Source organism: Streptomyces sp. NPDC093065 (assembly GCF_044754585.1).
Lineage (GTDB): Bacteria > Actinomycetota > Actinomycetes > Streptomycetales > Streptomycetaceae > Streptomyces.
Window position 1 is genome coordinate 35,546 of record NZ_JBIVPJ010000002.1, and the last position, 23,933, is coordinate 59,478.

General features: G+C 72.6%; 19 protein-coding genes. 11 read left to right on the forward strand and 8 right to left on the reverse strand.

The features are described from left to right. Nucleotides 1-13: 13 nt before the first annotated feature. Entirely contained in the window at nt 14-1,207 is a 1,194-nt protein-coding gene (locus tag ACIQFU_RS02980; RefSeq protein WP_402548539.1) for an RtcB family protein, read from the forward strand. A 35-nt stretch (nt 1,208-1,242) separates the two neighbouring features. Here ACIQFU_RS02980 and ACIQFU_RS02985 read toward each other — a convergent pair whose 3' ends face one another. Together ACIQFU_RS02985 and ACIQFU_RS02990 are read right to left on the reverse strand one after the other, a co-directional pair. Continuing rightward, nucleotides 1,243-2,025 (reverse strand): SDR family NAD(P)-dependent oxidoreductase, encoded by a 783-nt coding sequence (locus ACIQFU_RS02985; protein ID WP_402548540.1) that lies wholly within the window; start codon nt 2,023-2,025, stop codon nt 1,243-1,245. A 56-nt stretch (nt 2,026-2,081) separates the two neighbouring features. Next, the gene (locus ACIQFU_RS02990) at nt 2,082-2,420 is read right to left on the reverse strand and encodes a YnfA family protein (protein WP_007387504.1); all 339 of its coding nucleotides are present in this window, start codon (nt 2,418-2,420) and stop codon (nt 2,082-2,084) included. Between the two features lie 138 nt (nt 2,421-2,558). Between ACIQFU_RS02990 and ACIQFU_RS02995 the strand changes: the two genes are divergently transcribed. The 4 genes from ACIQFU_RS02995 (at nt 2,559) to ACIQFU_RS03010 (ending at nt 12,125) form a co-directional block, all read left to right on the forward strand. Beyond that, nucleotides 2,559-3,671, forward strand: a complete 1,113-nt coding sequence (locus tag ACIQFU_RS02995) for an LLM class flavin-dependent oxidoreductase (protein ID WP_402548541.1) — start codon at nt 2,559-2,561, stop codon at nt 3,669-3,671. After that, complete coding sequence (locus ACIQFU_RS03000; RefSeq protein WP_402548542.1) at nt 3,668-4,318, forward strand: FMN reductase; 651 nt, start codon at nt 3,668-3,670, stop codon at nt 4,316-4,318. Before ACIQFU_RS02995 ends, ACIQFU_RS03000 begins: the two co-directional genes overlap by 4 nt. Nucleotides 4,319-4,807: 489 nt before the next feature. Further along, nucleotides 4,808-6,841 (forward strand): SPFH domain-containing protein, encoded by a 2,034-nt coding sequence (locus ACIQFU_RS03005; protein ID WP_402548544.1) that lies wholly within the window; start codon nt 4,808-4,810, stop codon nt 6,839-6,841. 100 nt (nt 6,842-6,941) lie between these two features. Then, nucleotides 6,942-12,125 carry a DNA repair ATPase gene (locus ACIQFU_RS03010; RefSeq protein WP_402548545.1) on the forward strand — a complete coding sequence of 1,728 codons (5,184 nt, stop codon included), beginning with the start codon at nt 6,942-6,944 and terminating at the stop codon, nt 12,123-12,125. Nucleotides 12,126-12,140: 15 nt separating this feature from the next. On the opposite strand, the gene ACIQFU_RS03015 is transcribed toward ACIQFU_RS03010, so the two are convergent. After that, nucleotides 12,141-14,237 carry a SpoIIE family protein phosphatase gene (locus ACIQFU_RS03015; RefSeq protein ID WP_402548547.1) on the reverse strand — a complete coding sequence of 699 codons (2,097 nt, stop codon included), beginning with the start codon at nt 14,235-14,237 and terminating at the stop codon, nt 12,141-12,143. Between the two features lie 130 nt (nt 14,238-14,367). Between ACIQFU_RS03015 and ACIQFU_RS03020 the strand changes: the two genes are divergently transcribed. After that, nucleotides 14,368-15,135, forward strand: coding sequence for a cobalt-precorrin-6A reductase (locus tag ACIQFU_RS03020; protein WP_402548549.1), 768 nt, complete (start codon nt 14,368-14,370; stop codon nt 15,133-15,135). Nucleotides 15,136-15,162: 27 nt separating this feature from the next. Here the strand turns inward: ACIQFU_RS03020 and ACIQFU_RS03025 are convergent, their stop codons facing one another. Continuing rightward, on the reverse strand, nt 15,163-15,813 hold the full coding sequence (locus ACIQFU_RS03025) for a precorrin-8X methylmutase (protein ID WP_402548550.1): 651 nt from the start codon (nt 15,811-15,813) through the stop codon (nt 15,163-15,165). 169 nt (nt 15,814-15,982) lie between these two features. Here ACIQFU_RS03025 and ACIQFU_RS03030 point away from each other — a divergent pair, with 169 nt between their 5' ends. Further along, the gene (locus tag ACIQFU_RS03030) at nt 15,983-16,393 is read left to right on the forward strand and encodes a four-helix bundle copper-binding protein (protein ID WP_402548552.1); all 411 of its coding nucleotides are present in this window, start codon (nt 15,983-15,985) and stop codon (nt 16,391-16,393) included. 28 nt (nt 16,394-16,421) lie between these two features. On the opposite strand, the gene ACIQFU_RS03035 is transcribed toward ACIQFU_RS03030, so the two are convergent. Further along, nucleotides 16,422-16,928: a DUF4396 domain-containing protein gene (locus tag ACIQFU_RS03035; protein ID WP_402548553.1), complete on the reverse strand. Its 507-nt coding sequence runs from the start codon at nt 16,926-16,928 to the stop codon at nt 16,422-16,424. A gap of 186 nt (nt 16,929-17,114) precedes the next feature. On the opposite strand from ACIQFU_RS03035, the gene ACIQFU_RS03040 reads away from it, so the two are divergent. The 4 genes from ACIQFU_RS03040 (at nt 17,115) to ACIQFU_RS03055 (ending at nt 20,755) form a co-directional block, all read left to right on the forward strand. Then, nucleotides 17,115-18,557 (forward strand): NAD(P)/FAD-dependent oxidoreductase, encoded by a 1,443-nt coding sequence (locus ACIQFU_RS03040; protein ID WP_402548554.1) that lies wholly within the window; start codon nt 17,115-17,117, stop codon nt 18,555-18,557. Nucleotides 18,558-18,621: 64 nt separating this feature from the next. Next, nucleotides 18,622-18,906 (forward strand): acyl carrier protein, encoded by a 285-nt coding sequence (locus ACIQFU_RS03045; protein WP_402548555.1) that lies wholly within the window; start codon nt 18,622-18,624, stop codon nt 18,904-18,906. A gap of 3 nt (nt 18,907-18,909) precedes the next feature. Continuing rightward, on the forward strand, nt 18,910-19,716 hold the full coding sequence (locus ACIQFU_RS03050) for an alpha/beta fold hydrolase (protein WP_402548556.1): 807 nt from the start codon (nt 18,910-18,912) through the stop codon (nt 19,714-19,716). A gap of 22 nt (nt 19,717-19,738) precedes the next feature. Continuing rightward, a complete protein-coding gene (locus ACIQFU_RS03055; RefSeq protein WP_402548558.1) occupies nt 19,739-20,755 on the forward strand; it encodes a zinc-binding dehydrogenase in 1,017 nt (338 codons plus the stop codon). Nucleotides 20,756-20,809: 54 nt separating this feature from the next. Here the strand turns inward: ACIQFU_RS03055 and ACIQFU_RS03060 are convergent, their stop codons facing one another. Genes ACIQFU_RS03060 through ACIQFU_RS03070 form a run of 3 tightly spaced genes read right to left on the reverse strand, consistent with a single transcriptional unit; the run spans nt 20,810 to nt 23,928 of the window. Further along, nucleotides 20,810-21,301: a MaoC family dehydratase gene (locus ACIQFU_RS03060; protein WP_402548560.1), complete on the reverse strand. Its 492-nt coding sequence runs from the start codon at nt 21,299-21,301 to the stop codon at nt 20,810-20,812. A 15-nt stretch (nt 21,302-21,316) separates the two neighbouring features. After that, a complete protein-coding gene (locus ACIQFU_RS03065) occupies nt 21,317-23,335 on the reverse strand; it encodes an acetoacetate--CoA ligase (protein WP_402548562.1) in 2,019 nt (672 codons plus the stop codon). A gap of 5 nt (nt 23,336-23,340) precedes the next feature. Beyond that, the gene (locus tag ACIQFU_RS03070) at nt 23,341-23,928 is read right to left on the reverse strand and encodes a 4'-phosphopantetheinyl transferase family protein (protein WP_402548563.1); all 588 of its coding nucleotides are present in this window, start codon (nt 23,926-23,928) and stop codon (nt 23,341-23,343) included. Nucleotides 23,929-23,933 lie beyond the last annotated feature (5 nt).

Here is a 23,933-nt window from a genome sequence, read left to right on the forward strand (position 1 = left end):
GAATGAGGACGATATGTCGTACGTGGAGATACCGGGCGCGAAGGTGCCGATCCGGATGTGGACCGACCCGGCGACGGTCGAGGAGGGCGCGCTCCAGCAGCTGCGCAACGTCGCGACCCTGCCGTGGATCAAGGGCCTCGCGGTCATGCCGGACGTCCACTACGGCAAGGGTGCGACGGTCGGCTCCGTGATCGCGATGCGCGGCGCGGTGTGCCCGGCGGCGGTGGGCGTCGACATCGGCTGCGGCATGTCGGCGGTGAAGACGTCCCTGACGGCGAACGACCTGCCCGGTGACCTGTCCCGCCTCCGCTCGAAGATCGAGCAGGCGATTCCGGTGGGCCGGGGCATGCACGACAGCCCGGTCGACCCGGGCGGCTTCCACGGGCTGGCGACGGCAGGGTGGGACGACTTCTGGGGGCGGTTCGAGGGGGTCGCCGAGGCGGTCAAATTCCGTCATGAGCGGGCCGGGAAGCAGATGGGAACGCTCGGAAGTGGCAACCACTTCATCGAGTTCTGCACGGATACGACCGGTTCCGTCTGGCTGATGCTGCACTCCGGTTCCCGCAACATCGGCAAGGAACTGGCCGAGCACCACATCGGCGTCGCCCGGCAACTCCCGCACAACCAGGGCCTGGTCGACCGCGACCTCGCCGTGTTCGTCGCGGACACCCCGCAGATGGCGGCGTACCGCAACGACCTGTTCTGGGCGCAGGAGTACGCGAAGTACAACCGCACCCTCATGATGGCGCTCTTCAAGGACGTGGTCCGCAAGGAGTTCAAGAAGGCCAAGCCGGTCTTCGAGCCGGAGATCAGCGCGCACCACAACTACGTGGCGGAGGAGCGCTACGAGGGGATGGACCTGCTCGTCACCCGCAAGGGCGCGATCCGGGCCGGGTCCGGTGAGTACGGCATCATCCCCGGCTCCATGGGAACGGGCTCGTACATCGTCAAGGGCCTCGGCAACGCCAAGTCCTTCAACTCCGCCTCCCACGGTGCCGGCCGGCGGATGAGCCGGAGCGCCGCCAAGCGCCGCTTCTCCACCAAGGACCTGGAGGAGCAGACGCTGGGCGTGGAGTGCCGCAAGGACTCCGGCGTCGTGGACGAGATCCCGGGCGCGTACAAGCCGATCGACCAGGTCATCGACCAGCAGCGCGACCTCGTGGAGGTCGTCGCCAAGCTGAAGCAGGTCGTCTGTGTGAAGGGCTGACGTCCTGACGCGGCGGGTGCACCGGGGGAGCGGGCCTACGCCTCCCGGTGCACCTTCGTGTTCGAGGCCTGGGCGCGGGGGCGGACGACCAGAAGGTCGATGTTGACGTGGGCGGGGCGGGTGACCGCCCAGGTGACGGTGTCGGCGACGTCGTCTGCGGTGAGGGGGGCGGCGACGCCCTGGTAGACCTTGGCGGCCTTGTCCTGGTCGCCGCCGAAGCGGGTCAGGGCGAACTCGTCGGTCTTGACCATGCCGGGCGCGATCTCGACGACCCGGACGGGGCGGCCGACGATCTCCAGGCGCAGGGTCTCGGCGAGGACGTGCTCGCCGTGCTTGGCGGCGACGTAGCCCGCACCGCCCTCGTAGGTGGACAGGCCCGCGGTGGAGGAGACGACCACGACCGTGCCGTCGCCGCTCGCCTCCAGCTTGGGCAGCAGGGCCTGGGTGAGGTTGAGGGTGCCGATGACGTTCGTCTCGTACATGCGGCGCCAGTCGTCCGGGTCGCCGGTGGCCACCGGGTCGGCGCCGAGCGCGCCGCCCGCGTTGTTGACCAGGACGCCGACCGTCTTGAACGCGGTCGCGAACTCGTCGACCGCGTCGCGGTCCGTGACGTCCAGGGGGTACGCCGTTGCCTTGTGGCCGGCGGCCTCGATCTCCTCGGCCAGCGCCTCGATGCGGTCCTTGCGGCGCGCGGTGAGGACGACGCGGTATCCGGCCGCGGCGAGCTGCCGGGCCGTGGCGGCACCGATGCCGCTGCTCGCGCCGGTGACGACGGCGATGCGGGATGCGGCGGACGGGGCGGCTGCTGCGGTGGCCATGGGCTGCTCCTCGGTCGGTACGGCGGGTCGCCGCCCAGGGTAGTCAGCCGCCGAGGTCAGCCGCCGTTGCGCGGTGCCCACATGATCACGGCCATCCCGGCGAGGCAGACCAGGGCCCCGGCGATGTCCCAGCGGTCGGGCCGGTAGCCGTCGGCGACCACGCCCCACAGGATCGAGCCGGCGACGAAGATCCCGCCGTACGCGGCGAGGATGCGGCCGAAGTGGGCGTCGGGCTGGAAGGTGGCGACGAAGCCGTAGGCGCCGAGGGCGAGGACCCCGCCCGCCGCCCACAGCCAGCCGCGTTGCTCGCGCACCCCTTGCCACACCAGCCAGGCGCCGCCGATCTCGAACAGGGCGGCGACGACGAAGAGGGCGGCGGAGCGGAGGACGAGCATGCGGGCAGCTTCGCACGCCGTGCACACCCGGTGGCCGCCCCGGGTACCCGCCCGGCGGTGGACCTGCGGAATAACGACCGGGGGCGCTCCGTTCCACGGATATAGTTGAAGCGTCAACAACCTGGAGGTTGAGCGATCATGCAGTTCGGCATCTTCACCGTCGGCGACGTCACGCCCGACCCGACCACGGGCCGTACGCCGACCGAGCGTGAGCGGATCAAGGCCATGGTCGCCATCGCGCTCAAGGCCGAGGAGGTCGGGCTCGACGTCTTCGCCACCGGTGAGCACCACAACCCGCCCTTCGTGCCCTCGTCGCCGACGACCATGCTCGGCTACGTCGCCGCCCGCACCGAGCGGCTGGTGCTGTCCACCTCCACCACCCTGATCACCACGAACGACCCGGTGAAGATCGCCGAGGACTTCGCGATGCTCCAGCACCTGGCCGACGGCCGGGTGGACCTGATGATGGGGCGCGGCAACACCGGGCCGGTCTACCCCTGGTTCGGCAAGGACATCCGTGAGGGCATCAACCTGGCGATCGAGAACTACGCGCTGCTGCACCGCCTGTGGCGCGAGGACGTCGTCAACTGGGAGGGCAAGTTCCGCACGCCGCTCCAGGGCTTCACGTCCACCCCGCGTCCGCTGGACGGCGTCGCGCCCTTCGTGTGGCACGGCTCCATCCGCTCTCCGGAGATCGCCGAGCAGGCCGCCTACTACGGCGACGGCTTCTTCCACAACAACATCTTCTGGCCCGCCGACCACACCAAGCGCATGATCGAGCTGTACCGGGCCCGCTACGCCCACTACGGGCACGGCACGCCCGAGCAGGCGATCGTCGGCCTCGGCGGCCAGGTGTTCATGCGGAAGAACAGCCAGGACGCGGTCCGCGAGTTCCGGCCGTACTTCGACGAGGCGCCGGTGTACGGACACGGACCGTCGCTGGAGGACTTCACCGCGCAGACGCCGCTCACCGTCGGCTCGCCGCAGCAGGTGATCGAGAAGACGCTCGCCTTCCGCGACTACGCCGGCGACTACCAGCGCCAGCTGTTCCTGATGGACCACGCCGGGCTGCCCCTGAAGACCGTCCTGGAGCAGCTCGACCTGCTCGGCGAGGAGGTCGTCCCGGTGCTGCGCGAGGAGTTCGCCAAGGACCGTCCGGCCAACGTCCCGGACGCGCCGACCCACGCGTCCCTGCTGGCCGCGAAGGCCGCCGGCCAGGAGGAGCAGGAAGAGGAAGGAGCGCGCGCATGAAGCTCGTCGTCGTCTCCGCGGGGCTGAGCGTCCCGTCGTCCACCCGGCTGCTCGGCGACCGGCTGGCCGCGGCCGCCGCACCGGCCGCCACCGCGCCCGAGCCCGCTCCGGCCGACGTCCGGGTGATCGAACTGCGCGACCTCGCCGTGGAGATCGCGCACACCTTCACCAACGGGTTCCCGGCGCCCGCGCTCGCGGACGCGTTCGCCGAGGTCGCGGCGGCCGACGGGCTGATCGTCGTCACGCCGGTGTTCTCGGCGTCGTACAGCGGGCTGTTCAAGTCGTTCTTCGACGCGCTGAGCGTCACCGACGAGGACGCCCTCACCGGGAAGCCGGTGCTGATCGCCGCGACCGGCGGCACCGCCCGGCACTCCCTGGTGCTGGAGCACGCGCTGCGGCCGCTCTTCGCCTACCTGAAGGCGGTCGTCGTCCCCACCGGGGTGTACGCCGCCTCCGAGGACTGGGGCGCGGAGGGCCTCGACGCCCGGATCGGGCGCGCCGCGAGCGAGCTGGCCGCGCTGATGGCGGGACTGTCGGGACCGTCCGCCGCGCGCCGCCCGCCCCGGCGGGACTCCTTCGAGGAGGTCACGCCCTTCGAGCAGCGGCTCGCCGCGCTGAGCGTGCCGGGTCCCAGCCCGGCGTCCTGAGAGGGGACCGCCGCACCGCCGCACCGCACATCGAGCGCACGGCACCGTGAGCCGTCGCCGGGTTCCGCACGAGCCCGGCGACGGCTCACCGGCATTCAAGCCCCGGTGAACGCTTCCGGAAACCGGCAATGCGCATAGGTGGCATGTTCACGCATCATGAGTGCACGGGGAGCACTGCGGAAGGGGGCGGACGATGACGACGACGGTGACGACACACAGTCCCTACGTCCGTCCGCTCCACCCGCTCAACCGGCTCCGACCGGACGAACCCGGCCACGCCTCTCGCGTCGCCGGTGCCGCGGCACAGGACCGCCGCGCCGTCTGACACCCGCCTTTCGCCCCCTGCCGGGGCCCGGCGCGGGCGCGGCCGAGACCCGCCCTCCCGGAACCACGCCCGTCCGCACGGGCGTCACCACACCAACAACCGCGGCGGCCGGCCGCGCTCGACCGGCCGCCCGGCAGCCGTCTCATGCCGTAAGGACGTGTCCCATGGAAGTCATCGGTGTCCTCGCCGTCGTCTGCGTGCTCCTGATCGTCATCGTGCTGTTCGGAGTCTCGCGGCTTTTCCGCAAGGTCGAGCAGGGCAAGGCGCTGATCGTCTCCAAGATGCGCAAGGTGGACGTGACCTTCACCGGTCAGGTGGTCCTGCCGGTGCTGCACAAGGCCGAGGTGATGGACATCTCGGTGAAGACGATCGAGATCACCCGGGCCGGCAAGGAAGGGCTGATCTGCCGGGACAACATCCGCGCGGACATCCGCATCACGTTCTTCGTCAAGGTCAACAAGACCATCGAGGACGTCGTGAAGGTCGCCCAGGCGGTCGGCACGGCCCGCGCCAGCGACCGGGACACGCTCCAGGAGCTGTTCCACGCGAAGTTCTCCGAGGCGCTGAAGACCGTCGGCAAGCAGATGGACTTCACCGACCTCTACACCAAGCGCGAGGAGCTGCGGTACCGCATCATCGAGGTCATCGGCGTCGACCTCAGCGGGTACCACCTCGAGGACGCGGCGATCGACTTCCTGGAGCAGACGCCGCTGACCCAGCTGGACCCGGCCAACGTCCTCGACGCCCAGGGCATCCGGAAGATCACCGAGCTGACGGCCGTGGAGCACGTGCGCACCAACGAGGCGCGGCGCACGGAGGAGAAGGAGATCACCCGGCAGAACGTCGACGCGCGCGAGGCCGTGCTGGAGCTGGAGCGCCGGCAGGCGGACGCCGAGATCAAGCAGAAGCGCGAGATCGACACGAGCCGGGCCCGCGAGGAGGCCGAGACGGCACGGGTGGTGGAGGAGGAGCGGCTGCGGGCGCAGACGGCCTTCCTGCGCACGGAGGAGCAGCTCGGCGTGCAGCGCGAGAACCAGGCCCGCGAGGTCGCGGTCGCCGCGAAGAACCGCGAGCGGGTCATCGCCGTCGAGAACGAGCGCATCGAGAAGGACCGCATGCTGGAGGCCATCGGCCGCGAGCGGGAGACCCAGCTGACCCGGATCGCCGCCGAGAAGGAGGTCGAGGCGGAGAAGCGGGACATCGCCGAGGTCATCCGCGAGCGCGTCGCGGTGGACCGTACGGTCGCCGAGCAGGAGGAGTCCATCAAGAAGCTGCGTGCCGTCGAGGAGGCGGAGCGCAACCGGCAGGCCGTTGTCATCGCCGCCGAGGCCGAGGCGCAGGAGCGGCTGGTCAAGGACATCAAGGCCGCCGAGGCGGCGGAGGCGGCGGCCACCCACCGTGCCGCCGAGGAACTCACCATGGCCGAGGCCCGGCTGAAGAGCGCCGACCTGGAGGCGCAGTCCAAGCTGCGGATGGCCGAGGGAATCCAGGCCGAGGCCGCCGCGGAGGGGCTGGCCGCGGTCCAGGTCCGCGACAAGGAGGCCGACGTCATCGAGAAGGCGGGCCGTGCCGAGGCGGAGGCGACCCAGGCCCGGATGCGTGCCGAGGCCGAGGGCGCGCGGGCCAAGGCGCTCGCCGAGGCCGAGGCCATCGGCGGCAAGCTGAAGGCGGAGGCCGCCGGACTCACCGAGAAGGCCGCGGCGATGGCCGCCCTGGACGACGCCTCGCGCGGCCACGAGGAGTACCGGCTGCGCCTGGAGGCGGAGAAGGACATCCGGCTGGCCGGGCTCGACGTGCAGCGGCAGGTCGCCGAGGCCCAGGCCACGGTGCTCGCGACGGGTCTGGAGAACGCGGACATCGACATCGTGGGCGGCGACTCGGTCTTCTTCGACCGCCTGATGTCCTCGGTCGCGCTCGGCAAGGGCGTCGACGGGTTCGTCAAGCACTCCGAGACCGCGCAGGCCCTCGCCGGGCCCTGGCTGGACGGCTCGTCGAACTTCACCGACGACCTGACCCGCGTACTGGGCTCCGTCTCCACGGCCGACGTGCAGAACCTGACGGTGTCCGCGCTGCTGATGAAGCTGATGAAGTCGGGCGGCACGGACGCCGGGCAGGTGCAGCGCCTCCTGGACCACGCGGGTGAACTGGGCCTCGCCGACACGCCGCTCACCGCGCTGAACGGCACGGCCAGGGGCTGACCGGCCACCACGACCGGCCACCACAGACCGGGTGCCGAGGCCGCCGTACGGGGGTCGGCGGCTTCGGCACCCCCCGCTTCCTGGAAGGGACCAACCGCTCATGGGCACCGCTGCGGAGACGGCTACGACGGACACGACGGCTGCGACGGGCCCCACGGGCACGTACGACACCGCCGACGCCGGCGCGTACGAGGTGCTGCGCGACCGCCTCGCCGCGCAGAGCGCCGACCTGGCCCGCCGGGCCGAACTCCTCAACGCCCGCCGGGTCGAGGAGTTCGGGTCGGCCCGGCTCGAACTGGCCTCCACCGAGCGGCTGCGCACCGAGCACCCGGTCGTGCCCTGCGACATCGCCGCCGTCGGCGACGCCCTGCTGCTCGGCTCCACCGGCCGCCCGGGCCACCGCGACCGGACCGCCGTGGCGGACGTCTTCACCCTTTACGACCGCGACCTGAACCCGCTGCCCGAGTCGGCCGTGCCCGGCCTGCTCGACGACCCGTCCTTCGTGCGGGAGTTCACCGACCTGCACCGCTACTACCGGCAGGCCCGGCTGCTGCGGCTGCGTCCCGTCGACGGCAGGCTGCTGGCCGTCTTCCGCACCGGCGAGAAGGCCGACGACATCCGCGTCCTGCGCTGGGAGCTGACCGAGGACGGCCGGGCCGCCTTCCTGGACGCGCGGGGCGAGCGCGACGACGTGTTCCCCCCGGCCCACGACTTCGAATGGACCGCCGCCACCCGCGAGGACCACGTCCTGGGCCGTCACCCGCACGTGTCCGTGCGCGGCGAGTTCCACGTCAGCGCGGTCGGCGGCACCCTCACCGTCAAACTGGACGACGACACCGAGACGGCCGACGGCATCCACTCCGAGCCCGTCGACGAACCCCTCCAGTCCCTGGCCGACGCCGACATCGCGCACGCCCGGGTCGGCGCCCTGATCCTGCTGCGCGTGCGCCCCTACAAGGAGGACACCGACCGCCACCTGGTGTTCAACACCCTCACCAAGTCGGTGGTCCGCCTGGACGGCATCGGGCTCGCCTGCCGTCGCCTGCCCGACGACCAGGGCATCGTCTTCCCCGGCGGCTACTGCCTGGCCACGGGCGCCCACAAGACCTACGAACTCGGCGCGGACGGCCTGGAGTTCGAGCGGGAGATGCGCTCACCCAACGGCGAGGACGTGCTGTACGCCTTCCACGCGCGCGGTGCGAGCCGGCGCCTGCTGCTGTCGTACAACACCATCCGCAAGGAGGTCGCCAATCCGCTGCCCTGCCGGGGCTGGGCCCTGTCCGGGGACGGCACCGTCACGGTGCTGCGCGCGGACGGCGACGAACCGGCCAAGGTGCACCCGGTGCAGCTGTGGCACTCGCCGTACGTCTCCGACACCTACGCGGCGGGCGCCCCGACCGGGAGCGGCCCCCTGGCCCGCGTGGGCAACGCCGACCTCGTGCGCGGCATCTCCGCCTGCCTGTCCGTCGCCGGGGCGGTCGGCGAGGGCATCACGACCGCCGAGGGCTACCGGGCGCTCGCCGCGTCCTGCGTGCGCGCGTCCGACGGCCACCACTGGCTGGACGAGGAGGAGCTGGGCGACCTGGCCGGCGCGCTGGCCGCCGTACGGGAGACCGCCGAGCAGGTGCTGGCCGAGTTCGCGACCGTACGCGACCTGACCCGGCGGGCGGCCGAGGCCCGCGACGAGGCCGCCGAGCGGATCGCGGCGGTGGTGCGGCGGCTGCGCGGCGAGGCGCCCAAGGAGGCCGCCGCCTGGGTGCGCGGCCTGACCGAGCTGCGGCACGCCCACGGGCACCTGCTGAACGTCAAGGAGATGCGGTACGCCGACCTCCCCGGCATCGACGCCCTCGCCGAGGAGGCCGAGGCCTCCCTCGCCGACCTCGGGCGGCGGGCCGTGGCCTTCCTCGCCCGCGAGGACGCCTTCGACGCCCAGCGCGAGGACGTCGAAGCGCTCGTCGCGGACGCCGAGGCCATCGCCACCGTCGCCGAGGCCGGCCCCGTCGCCGCCCGGCTCGACGAACTCGCCGACGGGCTGCGCACGGTCACCGACGTCGTCGCCGAACTCGACATGGGCGACGCCACGGTCCGCACCGCCCTGCTGGAGCGCGTCGCCGGCGTCCTGGGCGGCGTCAACCGTGCCCGTGCCACCCTCGACGCCCGCCGCCGCGCCCTGCTCGACCACGAGGGCCGCGCCGAGTTCACCGCCGAGACGGCCCTGCTCGGCCAGGCGGTCACCGCCGCGCTCGCCGCCGCCGACACCCCCGAGCACTGCGACGACCAGCTGGCGCGGCTCCTCGCCCGCCTGGAGGACCTGGAGTCCCGCTTCGCGGAGTTCGACGGCTTCCTGACCGAACTCGCCGACAAGCGCACCGAGATCTACGACGCGCTCGCCGCCCGCAAGCAGGCCCTCTCCGACACGCGTGCCCGCCGGGCGGAGCAACTCGCCGCCTCCGCCGCCCGCGTCCTGGAGACGATCACCCGGCGGTGCGCCACGCTCGCCGACGCCGACGCGGTCAGCACGTACTTCGCCTCCGACCCCATGCCGGCCAAGGTCCGCCGCACCGCCGACGAACTGCGCGCCCTCGGCGACACCGTCCGCGCCGAGGAACTGGACGGACGCCTCAAGTCGGCCCGCCAGGAGGCCGCCCGCGCCCTGCGCGACCGCACCGACCTGTACGCCGACGACGGCCGCACCCTGCGCCTGGGCGCCCACCGCTTCGCCGTCAACACCCAGCCCCTGGACCTCACCCTCGTCCCCGACGGCGACGGACTGGCCTTCGCCCTCACCGGCACCGACTACCGCTCGCCGGTCACCGACCCGGCCTTCGCGGCCACCCGCCCCCACTGGGACCGCACCCTCCCCTCGGAGTCCCCCGGCGTCTACCGCGCCGAACACCTCGCCGCCCGCCTGCTGCGCCAGTACGGCGCGAACACCCTCGCCACGGCCGACGACCTGCCCGCCCTCGTCCGCGAGGCCGCGCAGGAGGCGTACGACGAGGGGTACGAGCGGGGTGTGCACGACCACGACGCCACGGCCGTCCTGACCGCGCTGCTGCCCCTGTACGAGCGGGCCGGGACCCTCGTCCACGAGCCGGCCGCCCGCGCCGCCGCCCAGCTCTTCTGGGCCCACGGCACCACGCCGGAAGCACGCGAGGCGTGGACCCGGCGCGCCCGCTCCCTGGCCCGGGCCAGGGACACCTTCGGCCTCGCGGGCGCGATCGGCGACCTGGAGGAGGAGCTGGCGGGCGCCGTCGCCGCGTGGACGCGGACGGGGCCGGGGCCGGGTACGGGCCCGGGGTCGAGGTCGGGGTCGGGGTCGGGGGAGACGGTGGCCGGTCGCGCGGGTGCCGCCGGTGGCGGCCTCGCGCGGGCGGCGGGCCCGGCCGACGCCGACGCCGGTCCGGCGACCGGGGCGGCGGGCACGGTCCGCTCCGCCGAAGGCACCGTGGGCACTGCGGGGACCGCCGGCGGCCCTGCGCCGACGGCGACGGGCGGCGGCGAGACGGCCGAGGACACCGCCCGCGCGGGTGCCGCGTACCTCTTCCACGAACTGACCACCGCACCCGACGGCTTCGTCCTCGGCGCGGGCACGCGCACGCTCCTGGAGAAGTTCCGCCGCACGGTGGGCACCCCGGCCTACGACGAGGACCTGGCCGCGCTCGACGACCCGGCCGCCCGCGGGCAGCTCGCCGAGGCGTGGATCTCGTCGTACGCCGCGGCGACCGGTACCGACCTCACCCCGGGCGACCTGGCCGAGGCGGTCGCCGCCGAGCTCTGCCCGGACCTGCCCCGCTACGACGGCGACGCCCCGCCGACGGCCACCGCGGAGGGCCTGCTGGGCACCCACCCGCGCATCACGGGCGGCCGGCTGCCGCTGCGCCTGGACGAGTTCCTCGCCCGCACCGCCCGCTTCGCGGCCGAGGACGTCCCGGCGTTCCGCGCCTACCAACGGCGCCGCACCGCCCTGGTGGGCGCCGAACGCGAGCGCCTGCGCCTGGACGACCACCGTCCGCGCGTCATGTCCGCCTTCGTCCGCAACCGGCTCGTGGACGAGGTCTACCTCCCGCTCGTCGGGGACAGCCTGGCCAAGCAGCTCGGCACCACCGGCGACGGCAAGCGCACCGACACCGGCGGCCTGCTGCTGCTCCTCTCCCCGCCCGGCTACGGCAAGACGACCCTGGTCGAGTACGTCGCCGAGCGCCTCGGCCTGATGCTGGTGAAGATCAGCGGGCCCGCGCTCGGCCACTCGGTCACCTCGCTGGACCCGGCCGACGCCCCGAACGCCACCGCGCGCCAGGAGATCGAGAAGATCAACTTCGCGCTGGCGTCCGCGAACAACACGCTGCTGTACCTGGACGACATCCAGCACACGTCGCCCGAACTCCTCCAGAAGTTCATCCCGCTGTGCGACGCCACCCGTCGCGTGGACGGCGTGCGGGACGGCCGCCCCCGCACCTACGACCTGCGCGGCAAGCGCTTCGCCGTCTGCATGGCCGGCAACCCCTACACGGAGTCCGGCGCCCGCTTCCAGGTCCCCGACATGCTCGCCAACCGGGCCGACGTCTGGAACCTGGGCGACGTACTGACCGGCAAGGAGGAGGCCTTCGCGCTCAGCTTCCTGGAGAACGCGCTCACCGCGAACCCGGTCCTCGCCCCGCTCGCCGGACGCGACCGGGCCGACCTGGAGCTGCTCGTCCGACTCGCCGCCGGGGATCCCACCGCACGCGCCGACCGCCTCGCCCACCCCTACCCGCCGGCCGAGCTGGAGCGCGTCCTGTCCGTGCTGCGCCACCTCGTCGCCGCCCGCGAGACGGTACTGGCCGTCAACGCCGCCTACATCGCCTCCGCGGCCCAGTCGGATGACACCCGTACGGAACCCGCGTTCCGGCTCCAGGGCTCCTACCGCAACATGAACAAGATCGCCCAGCGCATCCGCCCCGTCATGAACGACGCCGAGCGCGCCGCCGTCCTCGACGACCACTACACCGCCGAGGCGCAGACCCTCACCCACGGGGCCGAGGCCAACCTCCTCAAGCTCGCCGAGCTGCGCGGCACGCTCACCCCGGAGGAGGCCGACCGCTGGGCCGAGGTGCGCACCGCCCACGTCCGCGCCCGCACCCTCGGCGGCCCCGACGACGACCCCCTCGTCCGTGCCGTCGCCGCCCTGGGCCTCCTCGCGGACCGCGTCGCCGCCGTGGAGTCCGCCATCACCCGCGCCGCCGACCCCCGTCACCTGCTGGCCAACCCGCAGGCCCGGCACGCCGCGGGCGGACCGGAGCGGTGACGCCCCGGGAGGGCCTCACGGCTCCGCCGCGTCCGGCACGTCGAAGGCGTCCATCAGGTCCGCCGCATCCGCTGCCGAGCCCGCGCCCAGCCGCTGCTCGGACCAGATGGTCTTGGCGTGGCGGCTGTGCCGCACACCCCAGTGGGTGCTGAGCCGCATCACGATGTACAGGCCGCGCCCGCCCTCGTCGTTCTCCCGGGCGCGGCGCAGATGGGGGCTGGCGCTGTTGGCGTCCGTGACCTCGGTCAGCAGCCGCCCCCGGTCGCGGATCAGCCGCAGCCGTACCGGGCCCTTGCCGTAGCGGATGGCGTTGGTGACGAGTTCGCTGACGACGAGTTCGGTGGTGAACACCGCGTCGTCGAGGTCCCAGGCGGCGAGCTGCCGGTCGACGAGCCGCCGCGCGGTGCCCACGACGGAGGCGTCGGCGGGCAGCGTCCAGTCCGCCACGTGTTCCGTGGGCAGGGCACGGGTGCGCGCGAGCAGCAGGACGGCGTCGTCGCGGCGGGAGGGCGCCATGTGGTAGACGGCCGTGTCGCACAGCTCCTGCAACGGCCGCGTGGTGGAGGCGAGGATGTGTTCGAGACGGCGCCGGGCGGCGTCCGGCTCGTCGCCGTCGCCGCTGGTGAGGCCGTTGGTGTGGAGGGCCAGCAGCGTGCCCGGAGCCAGCTCGAGCACGGCCGGGGTGAAGACGTGGCCGCCGCCGGTCCCGAGCGGCGGGCCCTGCGGAACCTCCACGGAGCGGGGGACGCCGTCGGGGTCGATGACGACGGGGGCGGGGTGTCCCGCGCGGACCATGGTGCAGTGCCGGGAGACAGGGTTGTAGACGGTGACCGCACAGCTCGCCACCGGGGTGTTCGGACCCGGCCCGGAGGCGTCGGCCAGCTGGGCGGCGACCTCGTCCAGGTAGGTCAGCAGCTCGTCCGTCTCCAGGTCCCGCAGGGCGAGGGTGCGCAGGGCGAGGCGGAGCTGGCCCATCGTGGCCGCCGCCTCGATGCCGTGGCCGGTGACGTCGCCGACGACGAGGGCGACACGCGTACCGGAGAGGGGGACGACGTCGAACCAGTCGCCGCCGGCGCTCTCGGGCAGGTACACGTGGGCGGTCTCCACCGCCGAGAGCCGGGGGATCTCGCCGGGCTGCAGCCTGCGCTGGAGGGCGGCCGCCGCGGTGTGCTCGCGCCGGTAGCTGTGGGCGTTGTCCAGGTGCACGGACGCGGTGAACGCCGCCTGCCTGGCCACGTCCAGATCGGCCTCCTCGAAGGGGTCGGTCCGGTGCCGGTACAGGGTCAGCAGCCCCAGCACGGTGCCCCGGGCCATCAGCGGGGCGACGATCATCGAGTGCACGCCCGCGCGGACCAGCGGCTCGAAGCCCTCCGGGTCGGTGGACAGCCAGGGGTCGTCGGAGGAGACCCGCACCAGGCGGGCCCGCATGTCGTTGAGGACCTGGGTGTACGGGGTGGGGAAGGGGAACGGACGGCTGTCGCCCTCCCTCCGGCTCACCCGCGCGCTCTGCGGGGCGAAGGACACCCGGCGCAGCGGTACCCCCGTCGGCGGGGGACCGGACGGGCGCTCGGCGGCGACGGTGCCGTCGTCCAGCAGGTCGACGGTGGCCGCGTCGGCCAGGCCGGGCACCAGGGCCCGTACCAGCTCGTCCGCCGTGGTCCGTACGTCCAGCGTGGAGCCGACGGTCGCGTGCACCTCGCTGAGCACGGCGAGCCGGTCCGCGGCGGCCTGCCGCTCGGTCACGTCCTCGACCACGCCCACCAGGCCGGACCGGCCGTCACCGGGTTCGTGCAGCGGGAAGAGGGACACCTCGACGGCGAGGGTGCGGTTCGGGTCGGACGGCGACCTGCCCCGGACCAGGCGGCCCCGCATCGGCTCGCCGGTCGCCAGCACCTCGTCGATCAGGGCCTGGAGTTCGCCCGCCTCGAACCCGAGGGCGAAGTCGGCGATGCCCTGTCCGACGACGTCCTGCTCGGACAGCCCTCGCACGCCCCGGCCGGCGGGGGTGTAGCGGGTGACCTTCTGCTCGGAGCCGAAGACGAACAGCCCCTGGGGCGAGTTGGCGAACAGCGCGTTGAGCACCGCGGTGTCGCCGACGGGATCGCCTGTCACCGCACGCTCCCTTCGCGGCCGGGTCCTTTCCCTCACCTTCTCGCATCGGCTCCGCGCGGCAACTCGGCCGGACGGTGTGCTTGGGTCGACGGGTCCGACGGCGAGAACGCGGGAAGGGAGACGGATTGCCGTGCACGTGCTGATCCTCGGCGGTACCACGGAGGCCCGGCGTCTGGCCGGACTGCTGGCGGCCGGGCCGGTCCCGGTGCCGCGTGTGACGACCTCCCTGGCCGGGCGGGTCTCCGCCCCCAGGACGCCACCGGGCGAGGTGCGCGTCGGCGGCTTCGGCGGCGCCGGAGGACTCGCCGCCTGGCTTCGCGAACACGCGGTCGACCTGCTCGTCGACGCCACCCACCCGTTCGCCGGCACCATCACCCGCAACGCGGCACACGCCGCCGCCACCGTCCGGGTGCCCCTCCTCGTCCTGCGCCGCCCGGGCTGGCGGAGGGGCGAGGGAGACGTCTGGCACGACGCCGGCTCCCTCGCGGAAGCCGCCGCGCTGCTGCCCGCCCTCGCCGCCCGGCGGGTCTTCCTGACCACCGGCCGCATGGGCCTGGCCGCCTTCGCCCCGCTGACGGACCCGTGGTTCCTCGTACGCTCCGTCGACGCGCCCGAGGGGCCCCGCCCGCCCCGCACGGAGGTGCTGCTGGACCGGGGACCCTTCACCCTCGACGGGGAGCGCGAGCTGCTGCGCCGGCACCGGATCGACGTCCTGGTCACCAAGGACAGCGGGGCAGCGGCCACCGCACCGAAGCTGACGGCCGCCCGCGAGGCCGGCCTGCCCGTGATCGTGGTGCGCAGGCCCCCGCTGCCCGAGGGGGTGCCGGTCGTGACGGAACCCGAGCAGGCGGCGCGGTGGATCGCGGAGGCCCGCACGAGGCGCTCGCGGAACCCCTAGATCACGTACGGCCCGCCGCCCCGCGGCTCACTCCTCCTCGCAGGCGAGCGCGTTGATCGCGGCGGCGGCCAGCGCACTGCCCCCGCGACGGCCCCGTACGACGAGGTGCTCCACGCCCGAGGGGTGCGCGGCCAGTGCGTCCTTGGACTCGGCGGCACCGACGAAGCCGACGGGGACACCGATGACGGCGGCCGGACGGGGCGCCCCCTCGTCGATCATCTCCAGGAGCCGGAAGAGCGCGGTGGGCGCGTTGCCGACGGCGACGACGGCCCCTTCCAGCCGGTCGCGCCACAGCTCCAGCGCGGCGGCGCTGCGCGTGGTGCCGAGCCTGGCCGCCAGTCCGGGGACGGCGGGGTCGGACAGGGTGCACAGGACGTCGTTGTCCGCCGGCAGCCGCCTGCGCGTCACGCCGCTGGCCACCATCCGCACGTCGCACAGGACGGGCGCACCGGCCCGCAGGGCCTCGCGGGCACGGGAGACGACGCCGGGAGTCCAGGACAGGTCGCGGACGAGGTCGACCATGCCGCAGGCGTGGATCATCCGGACCGCGACCCGGCCGACGTCGGCGGGCAGACCCGAGAGGTCGGCCTCCGCGCGGATGGTCGCGAAGGACTGGCGGTAGATGGCCGCGCCGTCCTTCTCGTACTCGTACTCGTTCTTGGAGTCGTCCGGGGTCACGGTGCTCTTCTCGCTGCTCTCGGTCGGCTGACGGCCACGGCGGGGAGCTTACCGACAGGGCTCCGGCACCGGTTTGTGGTGTGCCGCACGGTGAAACCCGGCAGGCACCGACGACGTACGGCACAGGACGACGTACGACACCCGTGGAAGCGGAAGGGGAGCGGCCACCATGACGACCACCGTGAACGACCTACTCCGTACCTACCCGGCCGACCTGGGCGGCGTGGACCGGGACGCCATGGCCAGGTGCATCGAGGAGTGCCTCAGGTGCGCCCAGGCGTGCACCGCGTGCGCCGACGCCTGCCTGTCCGAGGAGAGGGTCGCCGATCTGACCAAGTGCATCCGCACGAACATGGACTGCGCCGACGTCTGCGACGCCACGGCCGCGGTCCTGTCCCGGCACACGGGCTACGACGCCAACGTCACCCGGGCCGTGCTCCAGGCCTGCGCGACCGTCTGCCGGGCGTGCGGCGACGAGTGCGCGAGCCACGCCGGCCTGCACGAGCACTGCCGGGTCTGCGCCGAGGCCTGCCGCAGCTGCGAGCAGGCCTGCGGGGAACTGCTCGCCGGCCTGGGCTGAGACCCGGCGAACGGCGTGCCGGGGGCCGTCAGTGGTAGGCGTGGGCGACGGCGTGGCCCCTGCCGCGGCCGATCATCCACTTGTTGACCGGCGTGGTGATCGCGAACGCCACGACGAAGCCCCCGAGCAGGGTGTACCAGAACAGCCCGTCCGACAGGTGTGCGTCGATCGCCCCCGGCACGAGGGCGACGATCCCGTTGTCGACCAGTTCCATCACGGCGATGGAGACGGTGTCGGCGGCCAGCGCGACCTTGACCGCCGCCTTCATGGACACCCCGGCGCGCACCACGGCGAACAGCGTGAAGGAGTAGCCGAAGACGAAGGCCAGGACGATGGCCAGCACCATGGTCGGCGCGTTGCCCCACATCAGCGCGGTGCCGACGACCATGCCGAGGATCTCGCCGACGGCGCACCCGGTGAGGCAGTGCAGCGTCGCCCGCATCGCCGTCCCCCAGGTGGCGCCGTGTCCGTGACCGTCGCCTGCGGGGGCGGAGCCGTGGTGCCCGGTGCCCGAGTGGTGCGCGCTGTGGTCCATGACGCCCACTGTATACCCCTGAGGGGTATCGATCCATGAAACGGACCGCCACGGAATTCGGCCCACCGTGACGAAGGATCGAGATTAAGGGCCCCTTTAGAAGTGATGCGGCCACCCCTTAACCATCGCGTGGTTGTGTGTCGTCGGGGCCCTTCCCGACAGCCATGCGAAGTGAGGGGATCATAGATGTCGAAGGTTCTGGTAATAGGCGGTGGGCCGGGAGGTTCGCTGGCCGCAATGCTGCTGGCCCGCGCCGGTGTCGACGTCACTTTGCTGGAACGGGAGACATTTCCCAGATACCACGTCGGCGAATCGCTCACCTCGTCGTGCAGGGTCATGATGGATATCGCCGGCGTCCTGGACAAGGTGGACGCCGCCGGATTCACCAGTCGCCGGGGTGCCCTGCTGAGGTGGGGCGCCGAGGACTGGACCATCGACTGGGCGCAGCTCTTCGGCCCGGACGTGCGCGGCTGGCAGGTGGAGCGCGCCGAGTTCGACGAGATCCTGCTGCGGCACGCGCAGGAGCAGGGGGTCGAGGTCGTCGAGGGTGCCCACGTCAAGAAGGTGGCCTTCGACGGAGACCGTCCGGTGGCCGCGGAGTGGGTGGACACGAAGCACGGCAACGCCCAGCGGGTGACCGAGTTCGACTTTCTCGTCGACGCCTCCGGCCGCTCGGGAGTCCTCGCCGCGCAGCACTTCCGGAACCGCCGGGCCCACGAGATTTTCCGCAACGTCGCGATCTGGGGCTACTGGGACGGTGGCGAGCTGTTGGAGGGCACGCCCCCGGGCGGCCTCAACGTCGTGTCCACGCCCGACGGCTGGTTCTGGGTCATTCCGCTGCGGGACGGTGCGTTCAGCGTCGGGTTCGTCACGCACAAGACGCGCTTCATCGAGCGGCGCAAGGAATTCACGTCGGACGACGAGATGCTCCTGGCGCTGGTCCAGGAATCCGAAACGGTGCGCGGCCAATTGGCGGACGCCAAATTCACCGGACCCACGCGCGTCGAGCAGGACTACTCGTACGTCGCCGACAGTTTCTGCGGCCCCGGCTATTTCCTGGTCGGGGACGCCGCCTGTTTCCTCGACCCGCTGCTGTCCACCGGAGTGCACCTGGCCATGTACAGCGCGGTGCTCGCGGCCGCGTCCGTGATCGGCGTCGACGGCGGACAGATCAACGAGCGTGAGGCGCAAGGGTTCTACGAGTCCCTGTTCCGCAACGCCTACGCCCGCCTCATCGTGCTGGTGTCCGGCGTCTACGAGCAGTACAAGGGCACCGAGAGCTACTTCTGGCTGGCCCAGCGGCTGGTCAGGGAGAAGGAGCGGTACGACCGCCCGAACGGGGCCTTCGCCGAGATATCCGCAGGGCTCAGCGACCTCAGGGACGCGGCCGACTCGCGGGGCACGAGCGCCATGCCGGAGCTGATCGAGGAGGCGGACCAGGCACGGCAGCGTGCCGACGAGAACGCCCCGGAGGGGCAGACGGCCAATCTCAGTGCCCTGCGCATCGAGCCCAGCGATCTCTACGACGACGCCTCGGGCCTGTACCTGGTCACGCACCCGGCCCTCGGTGTCAAACGCGCGCGGCCGGCCGCCGCGCCCTCCGGCGACCACGCGGAGGCCGGCCGCTGAGCCCCGGCGTCCCGGTAGACCGCCCAGGGGCCGCACCCCCCCGTTCAGACGAAGGAGAACAAGCATGGCTGCGCTGCCACCCGAGGTGTTGACGTGGATCTACGAGCAGAACCCGGACTTCGAGGACATAGACCCCGACCTCGACCTGTTCGACACCCGACTGGTCAACTCCCTCTCGCTGATCGAGTTCGTCGTGGTCATCGAGAGGGCCAGCGGGCAGGTCATCGACCGGCGACAGCTCAAGACCGAGGACTTCCAGACCCTGCGCACGATTCAGGAGAGGTTCTTCGGCGGGCCGGCGGAGTCGGCCACGGCCGCCGCGTCGGCCACTGCGACGGAGGCCGGCTGAGTCGTGCCCACGGCCACAGTCAACGGGATCCGAGTCTCCTACCGCGTTCAGGGTGAGGGCGATCCGCTGCTCCTGATCGGCCCGGCCGCTTCACCGGCGGCCGTCTGGGACCGGCACCAGGTCCCGGATCTCGTACGGGCCGGATTCCGGGTCATCACCTTCGACCTCCGCGGCAGCGCCCCCTCGGACGCCCCGCCCGGCCCCTACGCGCTCGACGACCTCGTCACCGACACGGCGGAGCTGATCCGCCGGCTGGGGATCGCACCCTGCCTGGTGGCAGGAGTCTCGATCGGCGCGATGATCGCCCAGGAGCTGGCCAGGGAGCATCCGGCGCTGGTCGGCGCGCTCGCGCTCCTGGCGACCCGGGGCCGCTCGGACGCCTTCCGGGACGCACTGGCGCGGGGCTGTGCGGACGCCATGCGGGCCGGTGACGCGGTGCCCGTGGGGTTCTCGTCGGTGGCCACGATGAGCCAGTTGTTCGCCGCCGGGACCCTGGCCGACGACAAGTTCACCGACGACTGGCTGACGACCCTCTCCCTCTTTCCGCAGCGGGGAGAGGGGTTCGCGGCCCAGTACGAGGCCACCGTCACCGACGACCGGCTGCCGGGGCTGCGCGGCATCCGGTGTCCGTCGCTCGTCCTCGCGTTCGCCCACGACATCGTCATGCCGCCCGCCATGGGGCGTGCGGTGGCCGGTGCCATCCCGGGCTGTCGCTTCGAACTGCTCGAAGAATGCGGCCATTTCGGGTTCCTCGAGCGCCCCGAGGAGGTCAACCGCATCCTCGTTGACTTCTTCCGCACCGCAGTGTGACGCAGTCTCCCCGGAGGGACCCATGGAACGCCTGTACTCGACACACGCCGTCAGACGCCGGGCCCCCCGCGTGGAGCTGCGTCAACGGCGCCCCGCCGAGCTGGACTTCGAGATGGCCGCGGTCGATCCGGAGCCACCGCGGCCCGGCGAGGTGGCGGTCCAGGTGTTCGCCGCCGGGCTCAACTTCCCCGACGTACTGACGGCGATGGGGCTCTCGGCCGCGTACTTCGAGGACCCGCCGCGGCCGGGCCTGGAGTGCGCCGGCGTCGTCGCCGCGGTCGGGCCGGGCGTGACGGCGTTCGAGGTCGGCGACCGTGTCGCGGCCGTGATCGAGGGGGCCTTCGCGTCCGAGGTCAACGTGCCGACGACAAGCGTCATGCCCGTGCCCGACCACATGGACTTCGCGCAGGCCGCCACGGTGCCCGTCGCGTTCCTCACCGCCTGGTACGGCCTGGTGCGCATGGCCGGCCTCCGGCGCGGTGAGCGGCTTCTCATCCACTCCGCGGCCGGCGGGGTGGGGTCGGCGGCACTGGCGGTCGCGAGGGCACGGGAGGCCGAGGTACTGGCGACCGCCGGAACCCCCGAGAAGCGGACATACCTGCATGAGCGGGGCGTGCGGCACGTCATGGACTCGCACAGCACGAAGTTCGGGGACGAGACTCTCGCCGCCACCGACGGTGAGGGAGTCGACGTCGTCCTCAACTCCCTCACGGGGGAACTGCTGCGCCGCGGCCTGGAACTGCTCCGGGTCCGCGGCAGGTTCGTCGAGATCGGCAAGCGCGACATCATGGCCGACGCCGCGCTCGGACTGGGTCCCTTCCGCAACAGCCTCAGCATGCACAGCGTGGATCTCCGGCTGCTGATGGACCAGTGCCCGGAACTCGTCGGCGAGCTCCTGGGGGAACTGGCGCCGCTGTTCGCCTCGGGCGTCCTGGCGCCGTTGCCCTACACCCCGTTTCCGGCGACCCGGGCCGACGGCGCGTTCCGGAAGATGATGGGCGGACGGCACATCGGGAAGATCGTGCTGACGTTCGCGTAGCGGTGCCGGGGCCGCGGTGGAGCGGACCCGCGGGCCGTGGCGGTGCTCCGGCCGCTACGGCCTGCGCCGCAGCATGTTCATGATGGTCATGGTCAGCACCGGCTCCCCGTGCTGGTTGAGCACTTCCACGTCGGTGTGCACCAGGCCGCGGTCGGGCTTGGACCGGGACACCCGGGCCCCGGTGACCGTCGCCCGGACCGAGAGGGTGTCGCCCGGCCGCACCGGCCGTTGCCAGCGCACTTCGTCCACGCCGGGGGACGCGAGCGACGCGACGCTGCTGAGGTAGTGGTCGGCGTACATGCGCATCATGACGGCAGTGGTGTGCCAGCCGCTCGCGATCAGTCCCCGGAACGGTCCGTCCTGCGCCGCCACCGGATCCGTGTGGAAGCTCTGGGTGTCGAAGCGCCGGGCGAACTCCAGGATGTCCTGCTCGGTGAGGGTGCTGCTGCCGAAGACGTGCACGGTGCCCGGCACGTAGTCCTCGAAGTACCGGTCGTCGATGGGGGTGGCGAACTTGTCGGTGGTGGCCGGGGTGGTCGTCGACACGGGTGCGGTGCCCTCTCACTTGGTTCCACGGCTGGGTCCGGTGAGGCTCTGCGGACGGTGCCGGGTACGGTATCGGACCGCCGCGTCCTGGAAGGCGCCGAGTGATCCGGGATTGGCCAGGGCGCCCCGGGCCACCACGAGTCCGGGATCGGCGCCGGCCAGGATGTGCTTGACCGGGACCTCCAGCTTCTTGCCCGACAGGGTGCGGGGGACGGCCGGAACCTGGACGATGTGATCCGGGACGTGGTGCTCGGACAGCGCGGTGCGCAGCGCACGGCTGATCCGCTCGCGCAGTGGTGCGTCCAGGGTGCTCTCCCCGCGCAGTTCGACGAAGAGCATCAGTTTGTCGGCGCCGGTCTCCGTCCCCTCCACGTGGACGACCAGGGAGTCGGCGACGTCGTCGACCTCCTCCACCACGGCGTAGAACTCCGCGGTGCCCAGGCGTACCCCGCCGCGCTTCAGCGTCGCGTCCGAGCGCCCGCTGATCACGCAGGTGCCCCGGTCGGTGAGGCTGATCCAGTCGCCGTGGTGCCACACCCCGGGGAACCTCGCGAAGTACGATGCGTGGCGCCGCGAGCCGTCGGTGTCTCCCCACAGGGCGACGGGCATGCTGGGCATGGGCCGGGTCACCACGAGCTCCCCGGTGCGGCCGGTGACGGGCTGCCCGGCGGGGTCGTACGCCTCGATCCTCGCCCCCAGGCAGCGGCAGCTGATCTCGCCTTCGACGACGGGCAGCAGCGGGACTCCGCCGACGAATCCGGTGCACACGTCGGTGCCGCCCGACAGCGACGTGAGCATGGGAGCGGGCGCCTTGCCGTCGGCTGCCGCCTCGTACACCCAGCGGAATCCCTCCGCGGGAAGGGGGGCGCCCGTCGAGCCGACGCCGCGCAGCCGGGAGAGGTCCAGGTCCCGCCACGGAGTGATCCCGGCCTTGCGGCAGGCCATCAGGTACGGCGCCGAGGTACCGAGGTACGTCGTCCCGGACTCCGCGGCGAGCCGCCACAGGGCACCGAAGTCGGGGTACGTCGGGTTGCCGTCGAAGAGCACCACCGCGCTGCCCACGGCGAGTCCGGAGACGAGGTAGTTCCACATCATCCAGCCCGTGGTGGTGAACCAGAGGAAGCGGTCTCCCGGTCCCAGGTCGTGGTGCAGGGCCAGCATCTTCAGGTGTTCCAGCAGGATGCCGCCGTGGCCGTGCACGATGGGTTTGGGCAGCCCCGTCGTCCCCGACGAGTACAGCACGTAGAGCGGGTGGCCGAAGTCCACCGGTTCGAAGGCGAGTCCGTCGCTCTCGGCGAGCAGTTCGTCCCAGGACAGCGCGGAGTCGGCGCCGGAACCCGCGTACGGCACGGTCACGGTGTGCGTCAGGCTCGGCAGGGCGGCCCGGATCGCCGCGACCTCCGGCGCGCGGTCGACGAGCCGGTCACCGGAGCGGTAGCCCGTGACGGCCACCAGAACCTTCGGCTCGATCTGGCGCCAGCGGTCCTGCACGGAACGGGCGCCGAACTCCGGGGCGCACGAGGAGAAGACGGCGCCGAGACTCGCGCAGGCGAGCAGCAGCACCAGGGCCTCGGGGATGTTCGGCAGATAGGCGGCCACCCGGTCTCCGCGCCCCACCCCGAGGCCGCGCAGCCCGCGCCGTGCCCGCGCGACCCGGTCGCGGAGCTCGTCGGCGGTCAGCACGACGGGCTCACGCGTCTGCGAGTGCCCGAACACCATGGGAGTCGAGCCCACGGCACCCGGCATGCTCAGGACCCGTTCGGCGTAGTTGAGCCGCGCACCGGGGAACCACTGGACGTCCGGCATGGCGGGCGCGTCGGCGAAGGCGGTGGCCGGGGTCTCCGGCGTCACCTCGAAGTACTCCCACAGGGACGACCAGAAGCCGTCCAGGTCGGTGACCGACCAGTGCCACAACTCGTCGTAGCCCGCGAAGCGGAGCCCGCGGTGGGGGCCGAGCCAGCGCAGGTAGTCGCCGATGCGGGAGTGGTCGAGAACGTCATGGGGCGGGAGCCACAGAGGGGTGTCGGCAGTCATGTTCGTCACCTCGTGCGGAGTGAAGGGCCGGGTGGGCGTGGGCTGACGAGCAGCACCACGCAGCAGGTGTGGCCGGGTTCCGGCTCCAGATGGATGTCGGCCCAGGTCGAGCCGCGGCCGTGGTGGTCGCCGCCGATGTCACGCAGGCCGGCCCCGGTGGCCTTCACGTAGGCCTCGCGCCGGGTCCAGGTGCGGTACCAGAGGGCGGTCCTGTCCGCCGTGCCGGCCGTGGACCAGCGGTCGTACTCGGCCGGTGAGAAGAAGCCCGCCGCGACCCCGTCGAAGTCCCGTTCCACTGTGGTCTGTTCGACGTCGATGCCCACTCGGGCCCCTCGGGTCACCGCGAGTACCGTCAGACGCCCGGAGTGCGAGAGGTTGAAGTCGACCTCCGGGCACGGCGGGTCGGCCAGGAACGGCCGCCCCGTCCCGGTGGTCCCGAGGAGGATGCGCGACATCGGCACCCCGAGCCGGCGGGACAGGGCCCGCCGGGCCAGGGCCCGACCCGTCACGTACCGGGCGCGCGCGGTGCCGGTGGCGATGCGGGCGATCTGCGCACGTTCTTCGGGGGCCAGTTCCGCCGCGTACGCCGCCACGCGGG

Bases quoted from the DNA above. Each gene is read 5' to 3' on its own strand.
- ACIQFU_RS02980 (WP_402548539.1), top strand. From the start codon at position 14: ATGTCGTACGTGGAGATACCGGGCGCGAAGGTGCCGATCCGGATGTGG.
- ACIQFU_RS02985 (WP_402548540.1), bottom strand. From the start codon at position 2,025: ATGGCCACCGCAGCAGCCGCCCCGTCCGCCGCATCCCGCATCGCCGTC.
- ACIQFU_RS02990 (WP_007387504.1), bottom strand. From the start codon at position 2,420: ATGCTCGTCCTCCGCTCCGCCGCCCTCTTCGTCGTCGCCGCCCTGTTC.
- ACIQFU_RS02995 (WP_402548541.1), top strand. From the start codon at position 2,559: ATGCAGTTCGGCATCTTCACCGTCGGCGACGTCACGCCCGACCCGACC.
- ACIQFU_RS03000 (WP_402548542.1), top strand. From the start codon at position 3,668: ATGAAGCTCGTCGTCGTCTCCGCGGGGCTGAGCGTCCCGTCGTCCACC.
- ACIQFU_RS03005 (WP_402548544.1), top strand. From the start codon at position 4,808: ATGGAAGTCATCGGTGTCCTCGCCGTCGTCTGCGTGCTCCTGATCGTC.
- ACIQFU_RS03010 (WP_402548545.1), top strand. From the start codon at position 6,942: ATGGGCACCGCTGCGGAGACGGCTACGACGGACACGACGGCTGCGACG.
- ACIQFU_RS03030 (WP_402548552.1), top strand. From the start codon at position 15,983: ATGACGACCACCGTGAACGACCTACTCCGTACCTACCCGGCCGACCTG.
- ACIQFU_RS03035 (WP_402548553.1), bottom strand. From the start codon at position 16,928: ATGGACCACAGCGCGCACCACTCGGGCACCGGGCACCACGGCTCCGCC.
- ACIQFU_RS03040 (WP_402548554.1), top strand. From the start codon at position 17,115: ATGTCGAAGGTTCTGGTAATAGGCGGTGGGCCGGGAGGTTCGCTGGCC.
- ACIQFU_RS03045 (WP_402548555.1), top strand. From the start codon at position 18,622: ATGGCTGCGCTGCCACCCGAGGTGTTGACGTGGATCTACGAGCAGAAC.
- ACIQFU_RS03055 (WP_402548558.1), top strand. From the start codon at position 19,739: ATGGAACGCCTGTACTCGACACACGCCGTCAGACGCCGGGCCCCCCGC.
- ACIQFU_RS03065 (WP_402548562.1), bottom strand. From the start codon at position 23,335: ATGACTGCCGACACCCCTCTGTGGCTCCCGCCCCATGACGTTCTCGAC.